At 59.6% G+C, this 18017-nt stretch carries 17 protein-coding genes; 1 reads left to right on the top strand and 16 read right to left on the bottom strand.

What is annotated here, in order from left to right:
* Positions 1 to 112: 112 nt before the first annotated feature.
* The 7 genes from AC1Q5O_RS13530 to AC1Q5O_RS13500 form a co-directional block, all read right to left on the bottom strand.
* Positions 113 to 520, bottom strand: coding sequence for a F0F1 ATP synthase subunit epsilon (locus AC1Q5O_RS13530; RefSeq protein WP_346308055.1), 408 nt, complete (start codon positions 518 to 520; stop codon positions 113 to 115).
* Positions 521 to 611: 91 nt separating this feature from the next.
* A complete protein-coding gene (gene atpD, locus AC1Q5O_RS13525; protein ID WP_472462270.1) occupies positions 612 to 2189 on the bottom strand; it encodes a F0F1 ATP synthase subunit beta in 1578 nt (525 codons plus the stop codon).
* A gap of 18 nt (positions 2190 to 2207) precedes the next feature.
* Positions 2208 to 3086: a F0F1 ATP synthase subunit gamma gene (locus tag AC1Q5O_RS13520; protein WP_346308057.1), complete on the bottom strand. Its 879-nt coding sequence runs from the start codon at positions 3084 to 3086 to the stop codon at positions 2208 to 2210.
* A 19-nt stretch (positions 3087 to 3105) separates the two neighbouring features.
* Positions 3106 to 4635 (bottom strand): F0F1 ATP synthase subunit alpha, encoded by a 1530-nt coding sequence (atpA, locus tag AC1Q5O_RS13515; protein WP_182548638.1) that lies wholly within the window; start codon positions 4633 to 4635, stop codon positions 3106 to 3108.
* Positions 4635 to 5195, bottom strand: coding sequence for a F0F1 ATP synthase subunit delta (locus AC1Q5O_RS13510; RefSeq protein ID WP_223613798.1), 561 nt, complete (start codon positions 5193 to 5195; stop codon positions 4635 to 4637). The genes atpA and AC1Q5O_RS13510 overlap by 1 nt, the downstream gene beginning before the upstream one ends.
* 233 nt (positions 5196 to 5428) lie before the next feature.
* On the bottom strand, positions 5429 to 5818 hold the full coding sequence (locus AC1Q5O_RS13505) for an AGROH133_08824 family phage infection protein (protein ID WP_223614129.1): 390 nt from the start codon (positions 5816 to 5818) through the stop codon (positions 5429 to 5431).
* A gap of 42 nt (positions 5819 to 5860) precedes the next feature.
* Positions 5861 to 8044 (bottom strand): primosomal protein N', encoded by a 2184-nt coding sequence (locus AC1Q5O_RS13500; protein ID WP_492563610.1) that lies wholly within the window; start codon positions 8042 to 8044, stop codon positions 5861 to 5863.
* A gap of 91 nt (positions 8045 to 8135) precedes the next feature.
* Between AC1Q5O_RS13500 and fsa the strand changes: the two genes are divergently transcribed.
* The gene (gene fsa, locus AC1Q5O_RS13495) at positions 8136 to 8789 is read left to right on the top strand and encodes a fructose-6-phosphate aldolase (RefSeq protein ID WP_346306647.1); all 654 of its coding nucleotides are present in this window, start codon (positions 8136 to 8138) and stop codon (positions 8787 to 8789) included.
* A gap of 107 nt (positions 8790 to 8896) precedes the next feature.
* Here fsa and AC1Q5O_RS13490 read toward each other — a convergent pair whose 3' ends face one another.
* From AC1Q5O_RS13490 to AC1Q5O_RS13450, 9 genes are all read right to left on the bottom strand, one after another.
* Complete coding sequence (locus AC1Q5O_RS13490; RefSeq protein WP_492563607.1) at positions 8897 to 9907, bottom strand: isopenicillin N synthase family dioxygenase; 1011 nt, start codon at positions 9905 to 9907, stop codon at positions 8897 to 8899.
* A 50-nt stretch (positions 9908 to 9957) separates the two neighbouring features.
* Complete coding sequence (locus tag AC1Q5O_RS13485; RefSeq protein WP_492563605.1) at positions 9958 to 10758, bottom strand: ATP-binding cassette domain-containing protein; 801 nt, start codon at positions 10756 to 10758, stop codon at positions 9958 to 9960.
* 9 nt (positions 10759 to 10767) lie between these two features.
* The gene (locus tag AC1Q5O_RS13480; protein WP_492563603.1) at positions 10768 to 11547 is read right to left on the bottom strand and encodes an ABC transporter permease subunit; all 780 of its coding nucleotides are present in this window, start codon (positions 11545 to 11547) and stop codon (positions 10768 to 10770) included.
* Positions 11544 to 12713 carry an FMNH2-dependent alkanesulfonate monooxygenase gene (gene ssuD / locus AC1Q5O_RS13475; RefSeq protein ID WP_492563601.1) on the bottom strand — a complete coding sequence of 390 codons (1170 nt, stop codon included), beginning with the start codon at positions 12711 to 12713 and terminating at the stop codon, positions 11544 to 11546. Before ssuD ends, AC1Q5O_RS13480 begins: the two co-directional genes overlap by 4 nt.
* 59 nt (positions 12714 to 12772) lie before the next feature.
* Positions 12773 to 13729, bottom strand: a complete 957-nt coding sequence (locus AC1Q5O_RS13470; protein ID WP_492563600.1) for an aliphatic sulfonate ABC transporter substrate-binding protein — start codon at positions 13727 to 13729, stop codon at positions 12773 to 12775.
* A gap of 220 nt (positions 13730 to 13949) precedes the next feature.
* Positions 13950 to 14801, bottom strand: coding sequence for an ABC transporter permease subunit (locus AC1Q5O_RS13465; RefSeq protein ID WP_492563598.1), 852 nt, complete (start codon positions 14799 to 14801; stop codon positions 13950 to 13952).
* Complete coding sequence (locus AC1Q5O_RS13460; RefSeq protein WP_492563597.1) at positions 14798 to 15571, bottom strand: taurine ABC transporter ATP-binding protein; 774 nt, start codon at positions 15569 to 15571, stop codon at positions 14798 to 14800. Before AC1Q5O_RS13460 ends, AC1Q5O_RS13465 begins: the two co-directional genes overlap by 4 nt.
* 112 nt (positions 15572 to 15683) lie before the next feature.
* Complete coding sequence (gene tauA / locus AC1Q5O_RS13455) at positions 15684 to 16691, bottom strand: taurine ABC transporter substrate-binding protein (protein WP_492563595.1); 1008 nt, start codon at positions 16689 to 16691, stop codon at positions 15684 to 15686.
* 147 nt (positions 16692 to 16838) lie between these two features.
* Positions 16839 to 17999, bottom strand: coding sequence for an AAA family ATPase (locus AC1Q5O_RS13450; protein ID WP_492563594.1), 1161 nt, complete (start codon positions 17997 to 17999; stop codon positions 16839 to 16841).
* Positions 18000 to 18017 lie beyond the last annotated feature (18 nt).

Raw genomic sequence — 18017 nt, 5'->3', positions numbered from 1 at the left:
TCAATCTCCCTCATGGTGAGCTTGTCGAACCACGCAAGAAGGGAAGTGCTATGCAACAACAAAAAAGCGGGCCAAAAGCCCGCTTTCTGAACTATCAATCCGGATAGGCCGCTCAGGCAGCCTTGATGGCTTCCTGCAGTGTGGTCAGCTGGCCGAGAAGATCTTCCGCCTTGGCCTTCTGCTCGCGCGTCGTCGCGTCTTCGAAGTCTTCGCGGGCGTCCTTGATACGGTTCTGAAGTTCATCAGCCTTTATATCGGTGACGTGTACCGCCGATTCCGCGAGGAGCGTGCAGCCATCCGGCGTCACATCGACGAAGCCGCCGAACACGACATAGCTGTCCGGCTTGCCATCCGGCGTCTTCACGGTGACAACGCCCGGCTTGACGGTGGCCATCAGTGGCGCGTGATGGGCCATCACGGTCATGTAACCTTCCGTGCCCGGAACCACAACTTCGGTGACCTGTTCCGAGAGCAGCAGACGTTCTGGCGATACGAGTTCGAAATGGAAGGCTTCTGCCATGATATTCACTCAATTCCTGCGGTCATTGACCTGATAGAAGGGATGGCCTTGACAAGAAAGGGCGGGCCGGAGCCCGCCATTATGTTCCAGATCAGGCAGCTTCCGCTGCAAGACGCTGTGCCTTTTCGATCGCCTCGTCAATCGAGCCGACCATGTAGAATGCTGCTTCCGGCAGGTGATCGTAGTCACCGTTGCAAAGGCCCTTGAAGCCCTTGATGGTGTCAGCCAGATCAACCAGCTTGCCCGGCGAGCCGGTGAAGATTTCAGCAACGAAAAACGGCTGCGACAGGAAGCGTTCGATCTTGCGGGCGCGGGCGACCGTGATCTTGTCTTCTTCCGACAGTTCGTCCATGCCGAGAATGGCGATGATGTCCTGCAGGGACTTGTAACGCTGCAGGATCGACTGAACCTGACGCGCAATCTGATAGTGTTCTTCACCGACGATCAGCGGATCGAGCATGCGCGATGTCGAGTCGAGCGGATCCACAGCCGGATAAATACCCTTTTCAGAGATCGCACGGTTGAGGTTCGTCGTCGCATCCAGATGCGCGAAGGATGTCGCTGGAGCCGGATCGGTCAAATCGTCGGCGGGCACGTAAATGGCCTGCACGGATGTGATCGAACCCTTGTGCGTCGTGGTGATGCGTTCCTGCATCTGGCCCATGTCGGTTGCCAGCGTTGGCTGATAACCCACGGCGGACGGGATACGGCCGAGCAGAGCCGACAATTCCGAACCAGCCTGCGTGAAGCGGAAAATATTGTCCACGAAGAACAGAACGTCCTGGCCTTCATCGCGGAAATGTTCCGCAACCGTCAGACCGGAGAGCGCAACGCGGGCACGTGCCCCTGGCGGCTCGTTCATCTGACCGTAAACCAGTGCGGCCTTGGAGCCTTCACCGCCGCCGGCCTTGTTCACGCCGGACTCGATCATTTCGTGGTAAAGGTCGTTGCCTTCGCGGGTACGTTCACCCACACCGGCAAATACCGAATAGCCGCCGTGCGCCTTGGCCACGTTGTTGATCAGTTCCATGATCAGAACCGTCTTGCCAACACCGGCACCGCCGAAGAGGCCGATCTTGCCGCCGCGCGCATAAGGCGCCAGCAGATCGATAACCTTGATGCCGGTTACCAGGATCTGGGCTTCCGTCGACTGCTCGACATATTCCGGAGCTGGCTGGTGGATAGCGCGGGTCAGCTTCGTCTTGATCGGGCCTGCTTCGTCAACCGGCTCGCCGATAACGTTCATGATACGGCCGAGCGTTGCTTCGCCGACCGGGACCATGATGGCCGAACCGGTGTCGTACACGGGCTGACCGCGAACCAGACCTTCGGTCGAGTCCATGGCGATCGTACGAACAGTGTTCTCACCGAGATGCTGGGCAACTTCCAGAACAAGGCGATTGCCGAGGTTGTCGGTTTCCAGCGCGTTCAGGATCTTTGGCAGTTCGCCTTCGAAATGAACGTCCACAACGGCGCCGATGACCTGGCTGATGCGGCCGGCAGTGCCGGTTGCCTTCACGGTCGTCTTTGGCGTTGCCGATGCCTTGGCCGTCTTTGCTGCAGGAGCAGCCGCTGCCTCAGCCTTCGGAGCAGCGGTCTTTGCAGCCGCTGCCTTGGGTGCAGCTGCTTTGGCGGCTGCGGGTGTTTTCGGGGTCGCTGCTTTTGCCATCGATCCTTACCTTCGCGATTAGAGCGCTTCCGCGCCCGAAATGATTTCGATCAGTTCTTTGGTGATCTGAGCCTGACGCTGGCGGTTGTACGACATTGTCAGCTTGTTGATCATGTCACCGGCATTGCGGGTTGCGTTGTCCATGGCGGACATGCGCGCACCCTGTTCCGATGCCGCGTTTTCAAGGAGAGCGCGGAAAACCTGGACGGAAATATTGCGTGGGATCAGATCACCAAGAATGGATGCCGGATCCGGCTCATATTCATAAACCGCATCGCCTGCCGTTTCCGGTTCGGCATCGCCGACAGCGCTTGCGGGGATCAGCTGCTGGGCAGTCGGTATCTGCGAAATCACCGACTTGAATTCCGAATAGAACAGCGTGGCAATGTCAAACACGCCTTCATTGTAAAGCGCAATGATCTTGTGACCGATCGCATCAGCATTGACAAAGCCGAGCTGCTTCACATCGCGCAGATCAACGTGATCGATGATATGCTTGCCAAGATCGCGGCGCAGGATATCCGCACCCTTCTTGCCGACAGTGATGATCTTGACCGTTTTGCCGTCCGCCAGGAGGCGGCGTGCATGTTCGCGGGCCAGACGGGCGATCTGCGAATTGAAACCACCGCAGAGACCGCGTTCCGACGTGCAGACGATGAGCAGATGCACATCGTCCTTGCCGGTTCCGCTCATCAGCACGGGCGCATCATCGCCGTCCACATTGGCGGCGATATTGGCCAGCACTGCAGCCATGCGCTGTGAGTAGGGACGCGCGGCTTCCGCAGCTTCCTGCGCACGACGCAGCTTCGCCGCGGCGACCATCTGCATCGCCTTGGTGATTTTCTGCGTCGCCTTGACCGAGGCGATCCGGTTTCTCAGATCCTTTAACGAAGGCATCCGTTCATCCCGTCAGTGGTTACGCGAAAGACTTGGCGAAGGCGTCAACTGCAGCCTTCAGCTTGCCCTTGATGTCGTCGCTCAGCTGCTTTTCCTTGGCGATTGCATCGAGAACATCCTTGTTCTCGGTGCGCAGCCATGTGAGCAGGCCCTGCTCGAACTTGCTGACCTGATTGACGGCCAGCTTGTCGAGATAGCCGTTCACACCGGCGAAAATCACGGCAACCTGCTCTTCGGTCTTCAGCGGCGAGAACTGCGGCTGCTTCAGAAGTTCAGTAAGGCGTGCACCGCGGTTGAGGAGACGCTGGGTCGACGCATCGAGATCGGAACCGAACTGCGCGAAGGCAGCCATTTCACGATACTGCGACAGCTCACCCTTGATCGAACCGGCAACCTGCTTCATCGCCTTGATCTGCGCGGCGGAACCGACGCGGGACACCGACAGACCGACGTTAACGGCAGGACGGATACCCTGATAGAACAGGTTGGTTTCGAGGAAGATCTGACCGTCGGTGATCGAGATCACGTTGGTCGGAATATAGGCGGAAACGTCGTTCGCCTGCGTTTCGATAACCGGCAAAGCAGTCAGCGAACCGGCACCGTTTTCGTCGTTCAGCTTTGCCGAACGCTCGAGAAGGCGGGAATGCAGGTAGAAAACGTCGCCAGGATAGGCTTCACGGCCTGGCGGGCGGCGCAGCAGCAGCGACATCTGGCGGTAAGCCACAGCCTGCTTCGACAGATCGTCATAGCCGATCAGTGCATGCATGCCGTTGTCGCGGAAGTATTCGCCCATCGCGCAGCCGGCAAACGGTGCGAGATACTGCATGGGTGCCGGATCGGAAGCGGTTGCAGCCACAACGATCGAGTATTCGAGCGCGCCGCGTTCTTCAAGGATCTTGACGAACTGGGCAACGGTGGAACGCTTCTGGCCGATAGCCACATAAACGCAATACAGACGTTCGCTCTCGTTACCGGCATCGTGCGCCGGCTTCTGGTTGAGGAACGTATCGAGAATGATCGCTGTCTTGCCGGTCTGACGATCGCCAATGACCAGCTCGCGCTGGCCGCGGCCGACAGGGATCAGGGCATCGATGGCCTTGAGGCCTGTCGACATCGGCTCATGAACCGACTTGCGCGGGATGATGCCGGGCGCCTTGACGTCAACGCGCGAGCGCTGCTTCGCCTTGATCGGGCCCTTGCCGTCAATCGGATTGCCAAGAGCGTCAACGACGCGGCCAAGCAATTCCTTGCCGACGGGAACGTCAACGATAGCGCCTGTGCGCTTGACGATGTCACCTTCCTTGATGTCACGGTCCGAACCGAAAATAACAACACCAACGTTGTCGCTTTCAAGGTTCAGGGCCATGCCACGGGTACCGTCCGGGAACTCGACCATTTCACCAGCCTGAACATTGTCCAGACCGTATACACGAGCAATACCGTCACCGACGGACAGAACCTGACCGACTTCGGAGACTTCTGCCTCCTTGCCGAAATTCTTGATTTGCTCTTTCAGGATTGCGGAAATTTCCGCGGCGCGGATGTCCATCAGCCGACCTCTTTCAGTGCAAGCTTAAGCGAAGAAAGTTTTGTGCGAAGTGAAGTGTCGATCTGGCGGGACCCCAACTTGACGATGAGACCACCAAGGATCGACGGATCAACAGTGACATTGATTGTCACGTCCTTGCCGGCGACGCTTTTCAGCGTGGCCTTCAATTCAGTTTGCTGCGCTGCCGTCAGGGCATGCGCAGAAGTAACATCGGCCGAAACCTCGCCGCGATTCTCCGCAGCGATGTTGCGGAAAGCCTGGATCATGGAAGGCACCGCGAACAGCCGGCGGTTCGTCGCCACGACGCGCAGGAAGTTGGCAACGAGGCCGCCGATCTTGGCTTTGGCGAGGATCGCCGAAATGGCCTTGACCTGATCTTCCGCGGAGAAAACAGGGCTCTGAATGAGGCGCCTCAAATCGGCGCTGCCATTGACGAGCGCCTCAAACTGGCCCAGATTCTTTTCCACATCAGCGACTGATTTTGCTTCCAGCGCGAGGTCGAACAGCGAACCCGCATAACGCTGGGCAACACCGGATATGAGCGACGAAGTTTCTGCCACGAACGACAAGCTCTCTGCGTTGAAGCCAAAAATCGGGAAACCAAAAGGAATTTTCGGTCAAATCTTTGGCATTATTGATTTTTTATCGCCTTGGAAACAACCCTGAAACTGCCCCCGACGAGATTTGAATGCCGTCTAGCATAGAGAAGCAGGAGTCGCAACACGCGAATCCGCGAAAACTGGCGTCAGAATTGCCGCAGCAGCAATTTTATGAATGACCTACTCAACTATATCTAGGCGATAAAGCCGAAGGCGAACAGCAATGGGCCGGCTGCCAGCGCCAGTTCGATCAGAACGGAAATCCAGTTGTAAAGCGTATTGCCGCGGTCCGACATCATCGAGATCAGGCGGCCGAAAACCGTGAAGCCCCAGGAGACGCCGAGCGCGATCCAGAGGAAAGGCTGTGCAAAGACAAGGGCGCAAAGTCCAAGCCCCAGATAGAAGCCGGCCATTGTCGCACGCGCCTCGGACAGCGCTTCGGGATGCGCCGGAACAGGTTGCAGGCGCAGAATCCTGAATGCAATGCGCGGCGCAAAGAACAGGATCAGGCCGAAGACAACCGTAACGGCGGCAGAACTCCAGGCGATCCATTCGCCCTGACTGGCTGGCCAATACAATTCCATCATTTCCGCGTCCCCGCTGCGTTAACCATTTCCGCTGTTTGCTTATAGAAAGCTTTGCGGGTCGATATCAATCTGCACGCGCACTGATCCACGCTCTTTTGGTCCGGCACTCAGAATGGCGCGAATGAAGTTCTGGATATCAGCCTTGCGCGTTCCGTGAATCAGCAGCCGGAAACGATGCCGCCCGCGGATAAGGGCAAGCGGCGCTTCGGCGGGCCCCAGAACATTGATCTCGGGAGAGTGCGGTGCCGCACGGCGTAGCGCGCGTGCATGGTTTTCCGCTTCCGCCCGCGTTCCCGCTGAAATGATAAGCGCGCCAAGCCTGCCATAGGGCGGCAGGCCGGACCGTTCCCGTTCCTCGATTTCGCGCGCATAGAAGGCCTCCGCATCGCCGGAGACAATGGCACGCATGACCGGATGATTCGGCTGGTAGGTTTGCAGTAGTCCCAGACTTTTCTTGCCGGTACGCCCGGCACGACCCGTCACCTGGCTCAACAACTGGAATGTCCGCTCCGCCGCCCGGGGGTCGCCGTTGGCAAGGCCGAGATCCGCATCGACAACGCCCACCAGCGTCATATTGGGAAAGTTGTGCCCTTTGGCGACGAGCTGCGTACCGATGACAATATCCGCCTCGCCGCGTGCAATGGCATCCAGTTCGAGACGCAGCCGCTTCACGCCCATCAGATCGGATGACAGGACAATGATCCGCGCATCGGGAAAGGTCTTTTCCGCCTCCTCCGCAATACGTTCAACACCCGGCCCGCAGGCAACGAGGTGATCCAGCGTGCCGCAGGAGGGACAGGCCTCCGGCCGCGCTTCGTGATGGCCGCATTGATGGCAGACAAGCTGGCCGCGAAACCGGTGCTCGACCAGCCAGCTGGAACAGCAGGGACATTGAAAACGATGCCCGCATACCCGGCACAGGGTCAGGGGCGCATAGCCACGGCGATTGAGAAACAGCAGTGACTGTTCCTTGCGCTGCAACGTCTGGTTCATCGCCTCGACCAGCGCAGGGGACAGGAAGCCACCAGGACGCGGCGGCGAGCGTCGCATGTCGATGGCTTTCAGGTCCGGCATTGCCGCTTCCGCGTAACGCCCGGTCAGGCGGATGCGGGTATAGCGCCCCTGCAGCGCATTGACCTGGCTCTCGACGGACGGCGTGGCGGAAGCCAGGATGACGGGAAAGCTGCCGATATGGCCGCGAACCACCGCCATGTCACGGGCGTTGTAGAACACACGGTCCTCCTGCTTGTAGGCAGGGTCATGTTCTTCATCGACAATGATAAGACCCAGATCCTGGAAGGGCAGGAACAGCGCCGAGCGCGCGCCCGCGACAACCCGCACCTGTCCTTCCATCACCTGGCGCCAGACCCGCTCACGCGTCTTCGGGGCGAGATCGGAATGCCATTCCGCCGGCTTTGAGCCGAATCGATCGTGGAAACGCTCGAGAAACTGCTGTGTCAGGGCGATTTCGGGCAAAAGAATCAGCACCTGCTTTCCCTGCTCGATCGCTTTTGCCACCGCTTCGAAATAGACCTCCGTCTTGCCGGAACCCGTCACGCCATCCAGCAGGGACACGGAGAACCCGCGCGCCGAAACCGCATCCACCAGCTGCCTTGCGGCATCGGCCTGATCACCGGAGAGTTCGGCGGGCGCATAATCCGGATCGGGCGGCGCAACGACGGGACGCGCCGGGATCATGACGTCCTCAAACACGCCCTGCGCCGAAAGCCCGTCAATTACCGTTGCGGAAACCCCGGCCGCGTGGGCAAGGCCAGTGCGCGTCCAGGCAAGACCATCCCCGGCCAATTCAAGCACGCGCGAGCGCGCACCGGTCATCCGTTCAGGCTGTTGGCCGGAAAAACGCAACCCCGGCACCGGCGGCTCGGGATCAAACGCCGCAGGCACGCGCAGGGTCATCCGGGCCACCATGCCCGGCGGCGAGATCGTATAATCGGCGGCCCAGCGCATGAAGCGCATCATGCCATCATCGACCGGAGGACAATCGAAAAGCTCCGAGATCGGCCGCAGCTTTTTCGCATCAACCGAATCGGTCGCGCCCTCGGTTACAATGCCTGCAACCTCGCGGGGACCAAGGGGAACGCGAACAATTGAGCCGGCTTTCACATCCATTCCATCAGGCACGGAATAGCTGTAAGGTTTCGCTGCCGGCAAAGGCACGAGCACCGGAACAATTTTTTGCGCGGAAGGCGAATCTTGCTTCATAACCTCGTGACCTTGGCGCGGCTTTCAGTTAAAGAAAAGCCACTTTTCCGGGACACCATCCCTTTAGCCCCATTTAAGGAGGACTGCTCCAATGAAATTTTTTGTCGATACTGCCGATGTGAAGGATATCCGCGAACTGAATGATCTCGGATTGCTCGACGGCGTGACCACCAATCCGTCGCTGATCCTCAAATCCGGTCGCAGTATCCTCGACGTCACCAAGGAAATCTGCAGCATCGTCGATGGCCCGGTTTCCGCAGAGGTTGCCGCTGTCGAATATGAGCAGATGATGAAGGAAGCGGCGGTTCTTTCCAAGATCGCCAACAATATCTGCATCAAGGTTCCGCTGACACTCGATGGTTTGAAGGCTTGCAAGGCGCTCACCTCCGATGGCCATATGGTCAACGTCACGCTGTGCTTCTCCGCCACCCAGGCGCTGCTTGCCGCCAAGGCCGGTGCAACATTCATCTCGCCGTTCATCGGCCGCATCGATGACATCGGCATCAACGGCATGGACCTGATCGCCGAAATCCGCACGATCTATGACAACTACGACTACAAGACGGAAATCCTGGCGGCTTCGATCCGCACGATCAACCATGTCAAGGAAGCCGCACTGATCGGTGCCGACGTTGCCACCATCCCACCGGCAACGCTGAAGGCGCTGGTCAAGCATCCGCTGACCGACAAGGGTCTCGAGACCTTCCTCGCCGACTGGGCCAAGACTGGTCAGAAGATCGCCTGATCAAGGCAGATAGCTTTCAAAACGGAACGCCCGCCGGTGATGAACCTGCGGGCGTTTTGATTTGGCGAAGGCTGGGAAATCCTGTCCTTCCCGCCTGTACTGCGGGACTACAGCAGATCGGCGTGATGGCGCTGCGCGACATCGGGATGCGAGCGCAGGCGTCCCTTGAGATAATTGCGCCCCACTTCCCGGAACAGGGGATTGTCCGGGTCCGTATCGGCACCGCCCGCCTCATGCGCCAGATCGTCCGGCAGTGTCAGCAATGGCACATTGGCGTTGAGATCGGCGCCGAAGAAGAACGCCACCGATAGCCGGTCCCTGCCCGACGGCGGCGAGACGACGCGGTGCACGGTCGCCTTGAGATAGCCATTCGATGCCAGTTCGAGGATTTCACCGATATTGATGACGAACGTCCCCGGTACCGGCGTGGCATCGATCCAGCCGCCATCCTTTTCCACCTGCAGGCCGCCCTGCACATCCTGCAGCAGCAGGGTTAGAAACCCGCTGTCCTTGTGTGCGCCAACGCCTTGATCGCTGCCGGTTGCATCACGGCCGGGATAGCGGATGATCTTCAGGTGCTGGTTGGGCGCCTTTTCGTAGATGGGCCCGAAAACATCCTTCTCCTGCCCGAGCGCCGTCGCAAAGGCCTGCAGCAGCTCGATGGCAACCCGCGTCAGTTCGCGTTGCCATTCCAGCACGATGGATTTCAGGTCGGGCAGGCTATCGGGCCATTGATTGGGGCCCTGCAGCCGCGACCACGAAGGTGTTGTCGGATCCTGCTGGACAACGGGCCGCTCCGCGCCCACGTCAAACTGTTCGCGCCAGTCCGCCTGTCCTTTGGTCCGTTCCCAGCCGGCACGGGTATAACCGCGAAAATGCGGGGAATTGACCATTTCCACGGCAATCTTGTCCTCCTCCGGCAAGGCAAAGAACCGCTTGGAAACAGCAACGATATCCCTTTGCAGCTGTTCGGCGACGCCATGGCCGCTCAGATAGAAAAAGCCATAGGTTCGTGCTGCATGGCGCAAGTCCTCGAAGAAGGCTTCCCGTTCCTCGGGATCGCGATAACGCCCGAAATCGAGTGTTGGCAAGGTGTCCGTTTTGGGTAGGGCGCTCATCGTTCCGGTCTCCGTATGCAATCCGATTGTCTATCCCGATGCATTCAACTTCAAGATGTTCTTTGCGTGTAAAGCTGGTCCAGAATCTGACGCTCGAAAAAAGCGAGTTCCGGCGAGGCATGCCGCCGCGGCCGCTCCACCGGAATGGCCAGATCAAGGGCGATCCGGCCGCTATCGATGACGACGACACGATCCGCCAGCGCTACGGCTTCCGCCACATCGTGCGTCACCAGCACCGCCGTGAATTTCTTGTTGAGCCAGATGCGCTCAAGCAATTGCTGCATTTCAATGCGGGTCAGGGCATCCAGCGCACCAAGCGGCTCGTCCAGAGCCAGAATGCGGGGGTGGCCAACCAACGCACGTGCCAGGGCCACGCGCTGGCGTTGACCGCCCGACAGCACAGAGGGCCATTCTTCGCTGCGATCGGCAAGTCCCACTTCCGCGAGAATATCGAGGCTTTTCTGCCGGACTTCCGAACCGCGGGCAATGCCGGTCAACCCGACATCCACATTGGCACCAACTCGCGCCCACGGTAGCAGCCGCGGCTCCTGGAACATGATGCGCGTGCGCTTCTGATCCTTCGTTTCATCGGCATGAACCAGCTCGCCGGATGTCGGCTTGTCGAGCCCGGCCAGCAACCGCAGCAATGTGCTCTTTCCGCAGCCGCTTTTGCCGATAATGGCAACGAACTGGCCGTCATGCACGTCAAGATCGATGCCCTGCAGCACGGTCTTGTCACCGAAGCGTTTGGTAACGTTACGGAACGAGAAGGCGATCTTGCGTGCCGTTACGGTAGCGCGGGCCGTGGTTTCAACAAAGGATTGGCGGGCGGTGATGGTTGCTGCGGTCATCGTCGTTCCTCACGCGTTTTGAAAGGCCGGGTGCCATTGCAGGGAAAGCCGCTCAAGGGAACGCGCCAGAGCATCGGCGAGTTTTCCGAGGAGCGCATAGATCAGGATCGACAGGACAACCACATCGATCAGCAGAAATTCCCGCGCCTGCATGGCCATATAGCCGAGGCCGGAGGATGCGGAGATCGTCTCGGCCACGATCAGCGTCAACCACATGATCCCCAGCGCATAGCGCAGCCCGACGAAAATCGACGGCAGGGCGCCCGGCAGGATAACCCGCATGAACAGCTGCAAACGGGACATGCCGTAAATGCGGCCCATTTCAACCAGTTGCGGGTCGACGCCCTGAATGCCAAGGAGCGTGTTGATATAGATCGGAAAGAAAACGCCAAGCGCGACCAGAAACAGTTTTGCTTCCTCGTCGATGCCGAACCACAAAATCACCAGCGGGATGAGGGCCAGATGCGGAATATTGCGGATCATCTGGATGGTGGTATCGGTGAGCCCGCGGCTGAGCGCGGAGAGGCCATTGGCAAGACCAAGACCGAAACCGATGGCGCCGCCCACAACGAAGCCACTCAAGGCGCGCAGCGTCGATATGCGGATATTTTCCAGCAGTTCACCGGACAGAAGCAGCTTCCAGAAGGCGGCGCCCACGGCCGAAGGCGCCGGCAGGACATTGGCCGGGATGACACCGGCACGCGATGCAATTTCCCACCCGACAAGCAGAAGGGCCGGAAGAAGCCAGCCTACGGCGCTGCGGCCAATGGACTGAAGCGCCCTGCTCATGAGGCCGCCTGCAGCCGTTTGGCACCGTGGAAACCAACGGCAAATTCGTTGGCGATCTCCTGCCGGGGTGTGTTTCTGCGCTCGCCCAGTCCCAGTTTCGGGAACAGCAACTCGGCAACGCGGTAGGCTTCTTCAAGATGCGGATAACCGGAGCCGATCACCGTATCGATGCCCGCGTCCTGATATTCGCGGATGCGTGCGGCAATGCTTTCGGGACTGCCGACAAGGGCGGTGCCCGCCCCGCCGCGAACCAATCCCACGCCCGCCCACAGATTGGGCCCGACAAGCAGCCTGTCACGGCGTCCGCCATGCAGCTCCGCCATGCGGCGCTGGCCGACGGAATCCATTTCCTTAAGGAAGCGCTGTTGCGCGATCTCGATCTGGGCGTCGGTGACGCGGCTGATCAGCCTGTCAGCCGCCGCCCAGGCTTCGTCCTCGGTTTCGCGAACAATGAAATGCAGCCTTATGCCGAACCGCAGCTTGCGGCCCTTGAGCGCTGCCTTCCTGCGTGCCCGCTCGATCTTCTCGGCGACCTGCGCCACCGGCTCACCCCAGGTGAGATACATGTCTACCTGCTCGGCAGCGAGATCCTGACCGGCGTCGGACGAGCCGCCGAAGTAAAGCGGAGGCGGCGTCTGCACCGGCAGCAGATCGAGCCGCCCGCCCTGAACCCGGTAATGCTTGCCTTCAAAATCGACGGTCTCGCCGGTCACCAGTCCCTGCCAGATTTTCAGAAACTCGGCGGCCTGTTCGTAGCGCTGGTCATGCGGCAGGAACACGCCATCACCGGCCAGCTCCGTCGGGTTGCCGCCGACGACCACGTTGAGCAGCAGACGCCCATTGCTCAGCCGGTCGAGCGCGGCGGTCTGCCGGGCGGCAAAAACAGGCGAAACAATACCCGGACGCAACGCGACCAGGAACTTCAGCCGCTCCGTATGGGCGGCAAGACCCGTCCCTGTAATCCATGAATCCTCGCAGCTTTGCCCCGTCGGTAGCAGCACGCCGGGGAAACCCAGCCGGTCCACGGCCTGGGCGATCTCCTTGAAATAGGCAAATTCGGGTGGCCGCTGCTGCGTTTCCGAACCGAGATAGGTTCCGTCCCCATGGGTGGGAATGAACCAGAAGAAATCAAGCGGGGCTGGTGTGGTATTTGCTGGCTGCGTCATGGCGTGGTTCCAGTTCTTTCCATGGTACGGGGCGATTTCCGCATCCCCTGTTGTTCCGTTCAGTTACCGGGGGCCGCCCAGACGGCATCGGAAATCTTGATGGCTTTGGGGATCAGCTTCAGCTTGAAGAAGCGGTCGGCTGTTTCCTGCTGATGCGCGATGATCTCAGGCGTGATCGGGAAGATGCCGAACACCGACCGGTTGGCGGCGATGGTTTGGGCTTCGAGCGGAACGCCGGTGACCTCATGCAGTGCCGCTGCCACCTTGTCCTTGTTCGCCTCGGCCCATGCAGCAGCTTCTTTCAGGGCGGCAACGGTCGTGGTCACGACATCGGGATGTGCCGCTGCAAAGTCGCGGTTGGCCAGAAAATATGTGTTGACGTCGAGCACGTCGCTGGAGCGCGCGAGGATGCGCGGCTGATAGCGCGTCTCGGCAATGGCAAAGAACGGATCCCAGACTGCCCAGGCATCGATCTTGTCGCTGGCAAAGGCCGCTGCTGCATCCGCAGGGCTCAAATAAACCGGGGTAATCTCGTCATAGCTGATGTGTGCTTTCTCAAGCGCAGCCACCAGCAGATTATGCGCGCTGGTTCCCTTGCCGACGCCGACCTTCTTGCCTTTCAGATCGGCCAGGGACTGGATCAGGGAAGCCGGCTTGACGAAGATCGCTTCGCCTTTGCCATTGGATGGCAGGGCAGCGACATAGACAATGGCCGAGCCTGCGGACTGCCCGAAGATCGGCGGGGCATCGCCAACCCATCCGACATTGATGCTGCCGACATTCAGCGCCTCGACCAAGGGCGGGCCAGCGGTAAACTCGACCCATTTGACCTTGATACCTTTGGGCTCCAGAACTTTTTCAATCACCTTCTGTTGCTGGGCAATGACCGGCAGGCTCGTCTTCTGGAAGCCGATCTTGTACTCCTGCAGCGGTTCGGCGGCATGGGATGCTGTTGCCGCAATGGCCGTTGCTGCAAGGACAAGGGCACCGAATAGTCTGCGCGTCAGGTTGGGCATGGGTTCTCGCAATTCTTTGGTTTGGGAGAGCGTCGTCAGGATTATACCAAGGGCCCTCCCGTGATCAGGAATGGCCTCAATGCTATTCAACTCGACTATTTCTATAGAGAAAATATATTTCGTATAATGAGCCGCATGCGGATTGGTTTTCTTGGCGTCACGCAAGCCAAAGCAAAGGCCAAGCGGTTTCCCGCAACACCTTTCCGCCGGCGGGAGTTATCTATTCCCGGCCGGCCCAGGGCACCACCAAACGTTCCAGCCGCCTGATCCCGATTTCCAGAATGAAAGCGACGATGGCGATAACGAAAATGCCCATGATGACCACGTCAGTGACCAGGAATTGTGCGGCAGACTGGATCATGAAGCCAAGACCGCGCGTGGCAGCCACCAGTTCCGCTGCAACCAGCGTCGACCATCCCGCCCCAAGCGCAATGCGCAATCCGGTGAGGATGGAGGGCAGTGCGCTTGGCAAGATCACGTGGCGGACGACCTGCGACCGCGTGGCACCGAGGGCGCGCGCCGCATTGACCCGGTCAAGCGAAGCGCCTTTGACACCGGCGGCGGTGGAAATGGCAATCGGTGCCAGCATGGCAATGGCAATCACCAGGATTTTTGACGGCTCGCCTATACCGAACCAGATGATGACCAGCGGCAGATAGGCCAGTGGCGGAATGGGTCTGATGAATTCGATAATGGGATCGAAAATACCGCGCCCGATGGCGCTGACACCGATGGCGATGCCGGCGGGAACAGCGACTATCAGTGCAAGCAGCAGGGCCGCGAACACCCGCAGCAGACTTGCAAGCAGGTGCTGCCACAGCGTGGCGTCGACAAAGCCATTGGTTGCGACGGAATAGAACTTCCACAACACCGCCGAGGGCGCTGGCAGAAAAACCGGAGAAACCAGTTTGAAATGCGCCGCGACAATCCAGACAAGCACCAGGCCCACAATGGTTGCCGCGCTGGCAATGCGGGCCGTCGTTTTCGCCGAAGGCTTTGCCCTTTTGCCGTCAGGTCGCTCCGTGGCGCTTTCAACAGGAATATCCCGGCCGATTTCAACGGAGAGCGTCATGCCGCCTCTCCTTCGAAAATGGAATCTTCGAGCTCGGCACGCGCTTGATTGAATGCCGGGTCTGCCTTGATAGACCGGACAGGTTCACCGCCAACATAGCGGCGGCCGAAACCAGCCTCGATCTCCCTGACAACCCGGCCGGGACCAGGGGCAAGCACCACGATCCGCGTCGCCAGCAGCAGCGCCTCGTCAATACCGTGGGTCACCATCAGAGCGCCGACCGAGTTGGCGGCCCAGATATCGAGAAGCAGGGTCTGCATGCGTTCTCGCGTCAACGCATCGAGCGCTCCCAGCGGCTCGTCCATCAGCAGAAAATCCGGTTCTGCCGCCAGCGCGCGGGCAAGGCCGACCCGCTGGCGCATACCACCCGACAGTTCCCAGATCGCCTTGCCGCCGATGCCATCGAGCTTGACCCGTTCGAGCAGACGCGTTGCAGCAGCATCACTCTCGTGCGCGGGTGCGCCGCGCAGTTTCAGGGCGAAGCTGACATTGTCCCGCACGTTCAACCAGGGAAACAGCGCGTCATTCTGGAAGACAACGGCGCGATCGGCACCGGGCGCCGTGATGGTCTTCCCATCCACGGTCACCGTTCCTCTGGTCGGCGGCACCAGTCCGGCCGCAACATTCAGCAAGGTGGTCTTGCCGCAACCGGACCGGCCAACCAGGACGACGAAATCGCCTGATTGGACGGAAATGCTTGCCTGCGTGACAGCAGGCTGCGCCTGACCGTCATAGTGCACGGAGACATGATCGAGAAAGAGATGTGCCATGGGGTCTACCAGTTGAACGGCGGCGTTCACGGCCTTTCCGGTCTTCGGGGGAGAGGGAACCCCGAAGACCGGAAAGAACACATGAACACCCCCGCGTTACAAGGTTTTGAGCTCAGTTCGATGCGAACGCCGCCTCCACGAATTTTGCCGTTGCATATTTGGAGTAATCAGGAAGGACAGCGTCAATCTTCCCCTGCTCTTTCAGAAATTGCGATGTGGCGGCAATGGCCTTCACCGTATCGCCGCCAAGGAACCTGGAGGATGCCTGTTCCGTCAGGGTCGGGAAAACATAGCCCTTCAGCAGAAGTGGCACGTCGTCAGCCTTTGCCCCCGTCAGACGGCTGATCTTCTCGGCCTGCGGCGATGTCACTGACCACGCATCCGGCTTTGCCAGATAGTCGGCATAGGCCGCCCCGGTCACCTTGACGAAATCACGCACGGCATCCGGGTGTTTTTCGGCAAATTCTGTACGGACGATCCAGGCATCGAATGTCGGCGCACCCCATTCGGCAACTTTGGATGAATCCACGATGATTTTGCCGCTGGTCCTGATCTGGCCAAGCGCCGGATCCCACACATAGGCCGCATCGATATCACCGCGCTCCCAGGCCGCGGCGATTTCCGGCGGACGCAGGTTGAGGACATTGACCGACTTTGAATCGACGCCTTCATGCTTCAATGCGGCAAGCAGACTGTAATGCGTCGTTGAAACGAAGGGCACAGCCACTTTCTTGCCGGCCAGATCGGCAATCTTGCTGACATTGGAGCCATTGCGGGCGACCAGTGCTTCCGATTCGCCGATGAGACCAACAACGAGAATGGTCTGGATCGGCAACTCGCGGCTGGCAGCAGCGGCCAGCGGACTGGATCCGACATAACCGATGTCAACTGAGCCGGAAGCAACAGCGGCTATGACATCCGCACCGGAATCAAACTTCCGCCAGTCGATTTTAGCGGATGCAGCTTTTTCATAGGCACCATCGGCCTGCGGGACCTTGGATGGTTCGACCACGGTCTGATAGCCGATGGTGATCTTAAGATCCTCCGCCTGAGCGGAAGCAAACGCTCCGAGACTGAAAAGAACAGTGGTCGCAGCAAGGAAATGACGGCGAGTGAACATCGGTGATCCTGACCTGTTGAAACAATCCTGTTCCAACTCTGGTCATCTCTACCCGAATTGTAGAGTTACGATCTGCCAAGTTTCCATCCCACGGAGAAAATTATTTCCCCGGCGGCGCATTCGCGGAGAATCCGAGGAGAACGATGCTCAATCGTCATCGTCGGAATAGCTACCCGACACGCGCACGCCCTTGATGGTCGTAGCACCATGGTCGCGCACCACCGTCAGGGCTCGCGCCCCGGTTCGCGCTTCAATTTCATCGGCGAGGATACGTGAATGGGTGACGATCCAAACCTGTGTCCGTTCCGCTGCATTGGCGATCATTTCCGCCAGGGCGGGAAGCATGGACGGGTGCAGGCTGGTCTCCGGCTCGTTCAGCGCGATAAGCCGCGGCAGGCGATAGGACAGAAGCGCACCGGCCAGGGCGAGAAACCGAATCTGCCCGTCCGAAAGCTCTTCGGGCCGGAAAATCCGCTGCGGGAATTCCGGCATCTGCAAACCGAACGTCGCGGTTTCGCGGGGAACAGGCACGTCAAGCACCGCACCGCCGAGAGCCGATGCAATGCAATGGTCGAGATCAACGGTATCCCCGCGGATGTGCACCAATGTGGCGAAAACGGCAGCCAGATTCCGGCCGTCCTCATCCAGCATCGGCGCGGTGATTGCCAGAGCAGGCTGCCTGACCGGCGAATCGCGGTCCGTCCGGAAGCCGTGATAGAACCGCCATCCCAGAATGGTGGCGCGCAAATCACCGATTTCGGGATATCGCCCCGCATTGCCGAGCGCCGCCAATGCGGTTTCCGAATCAAGCAGGCGCACCGGATGCTCAATTCTTCGGCCACTGTCGTCGCGGGCAAACACCGCCGGGCCCTTGCGGTCCATCATTTCGACCGGGCGGCGGCCGGAATCGATTGTCAGACTTTCTTCCTTGATCTGCGGTTCGAAGGCAAAGCCTGCCGCAACCGGAGGCCGCAATCCGATCTCAATGCTGTAGCTCGGCGCAAATCCCGTGCGCACCGCATGCCCGGTCCGAATCGCTTCCTCGTCATCGTCGAAGGAAGCGCTGAAGATCATACGCACCGGCCCGGGTTTGCGTTTGCCGGTCCATAGCGCCGATTGCATACCGCCCTCGCGGGCTATCTCGTAGGAAAGCGTGCCCTCGGCCGCCGCCTTGATCATCTGCATGGCGCGATAAAGGTTGGATTTGCCGACACCGTTCTCGCCGACGAACACGGCAAGCTGGCGGATATCCAGCCGGATCGATTGCAGCGACCGGTAACCGGTCGCCGAGAGGGAAATCAGACGCATGGGGGCCGCCCCGTTATG

The sequence above is a fragment of the Phyllobacterium sp. MT110 genome, from assembly GCF_058792715.1.
The sequence above is the reverse complement of the archived record's forward strand: the minus strand, read 5'-3'. Positions and strand labels throughout refer to the sequence as shown.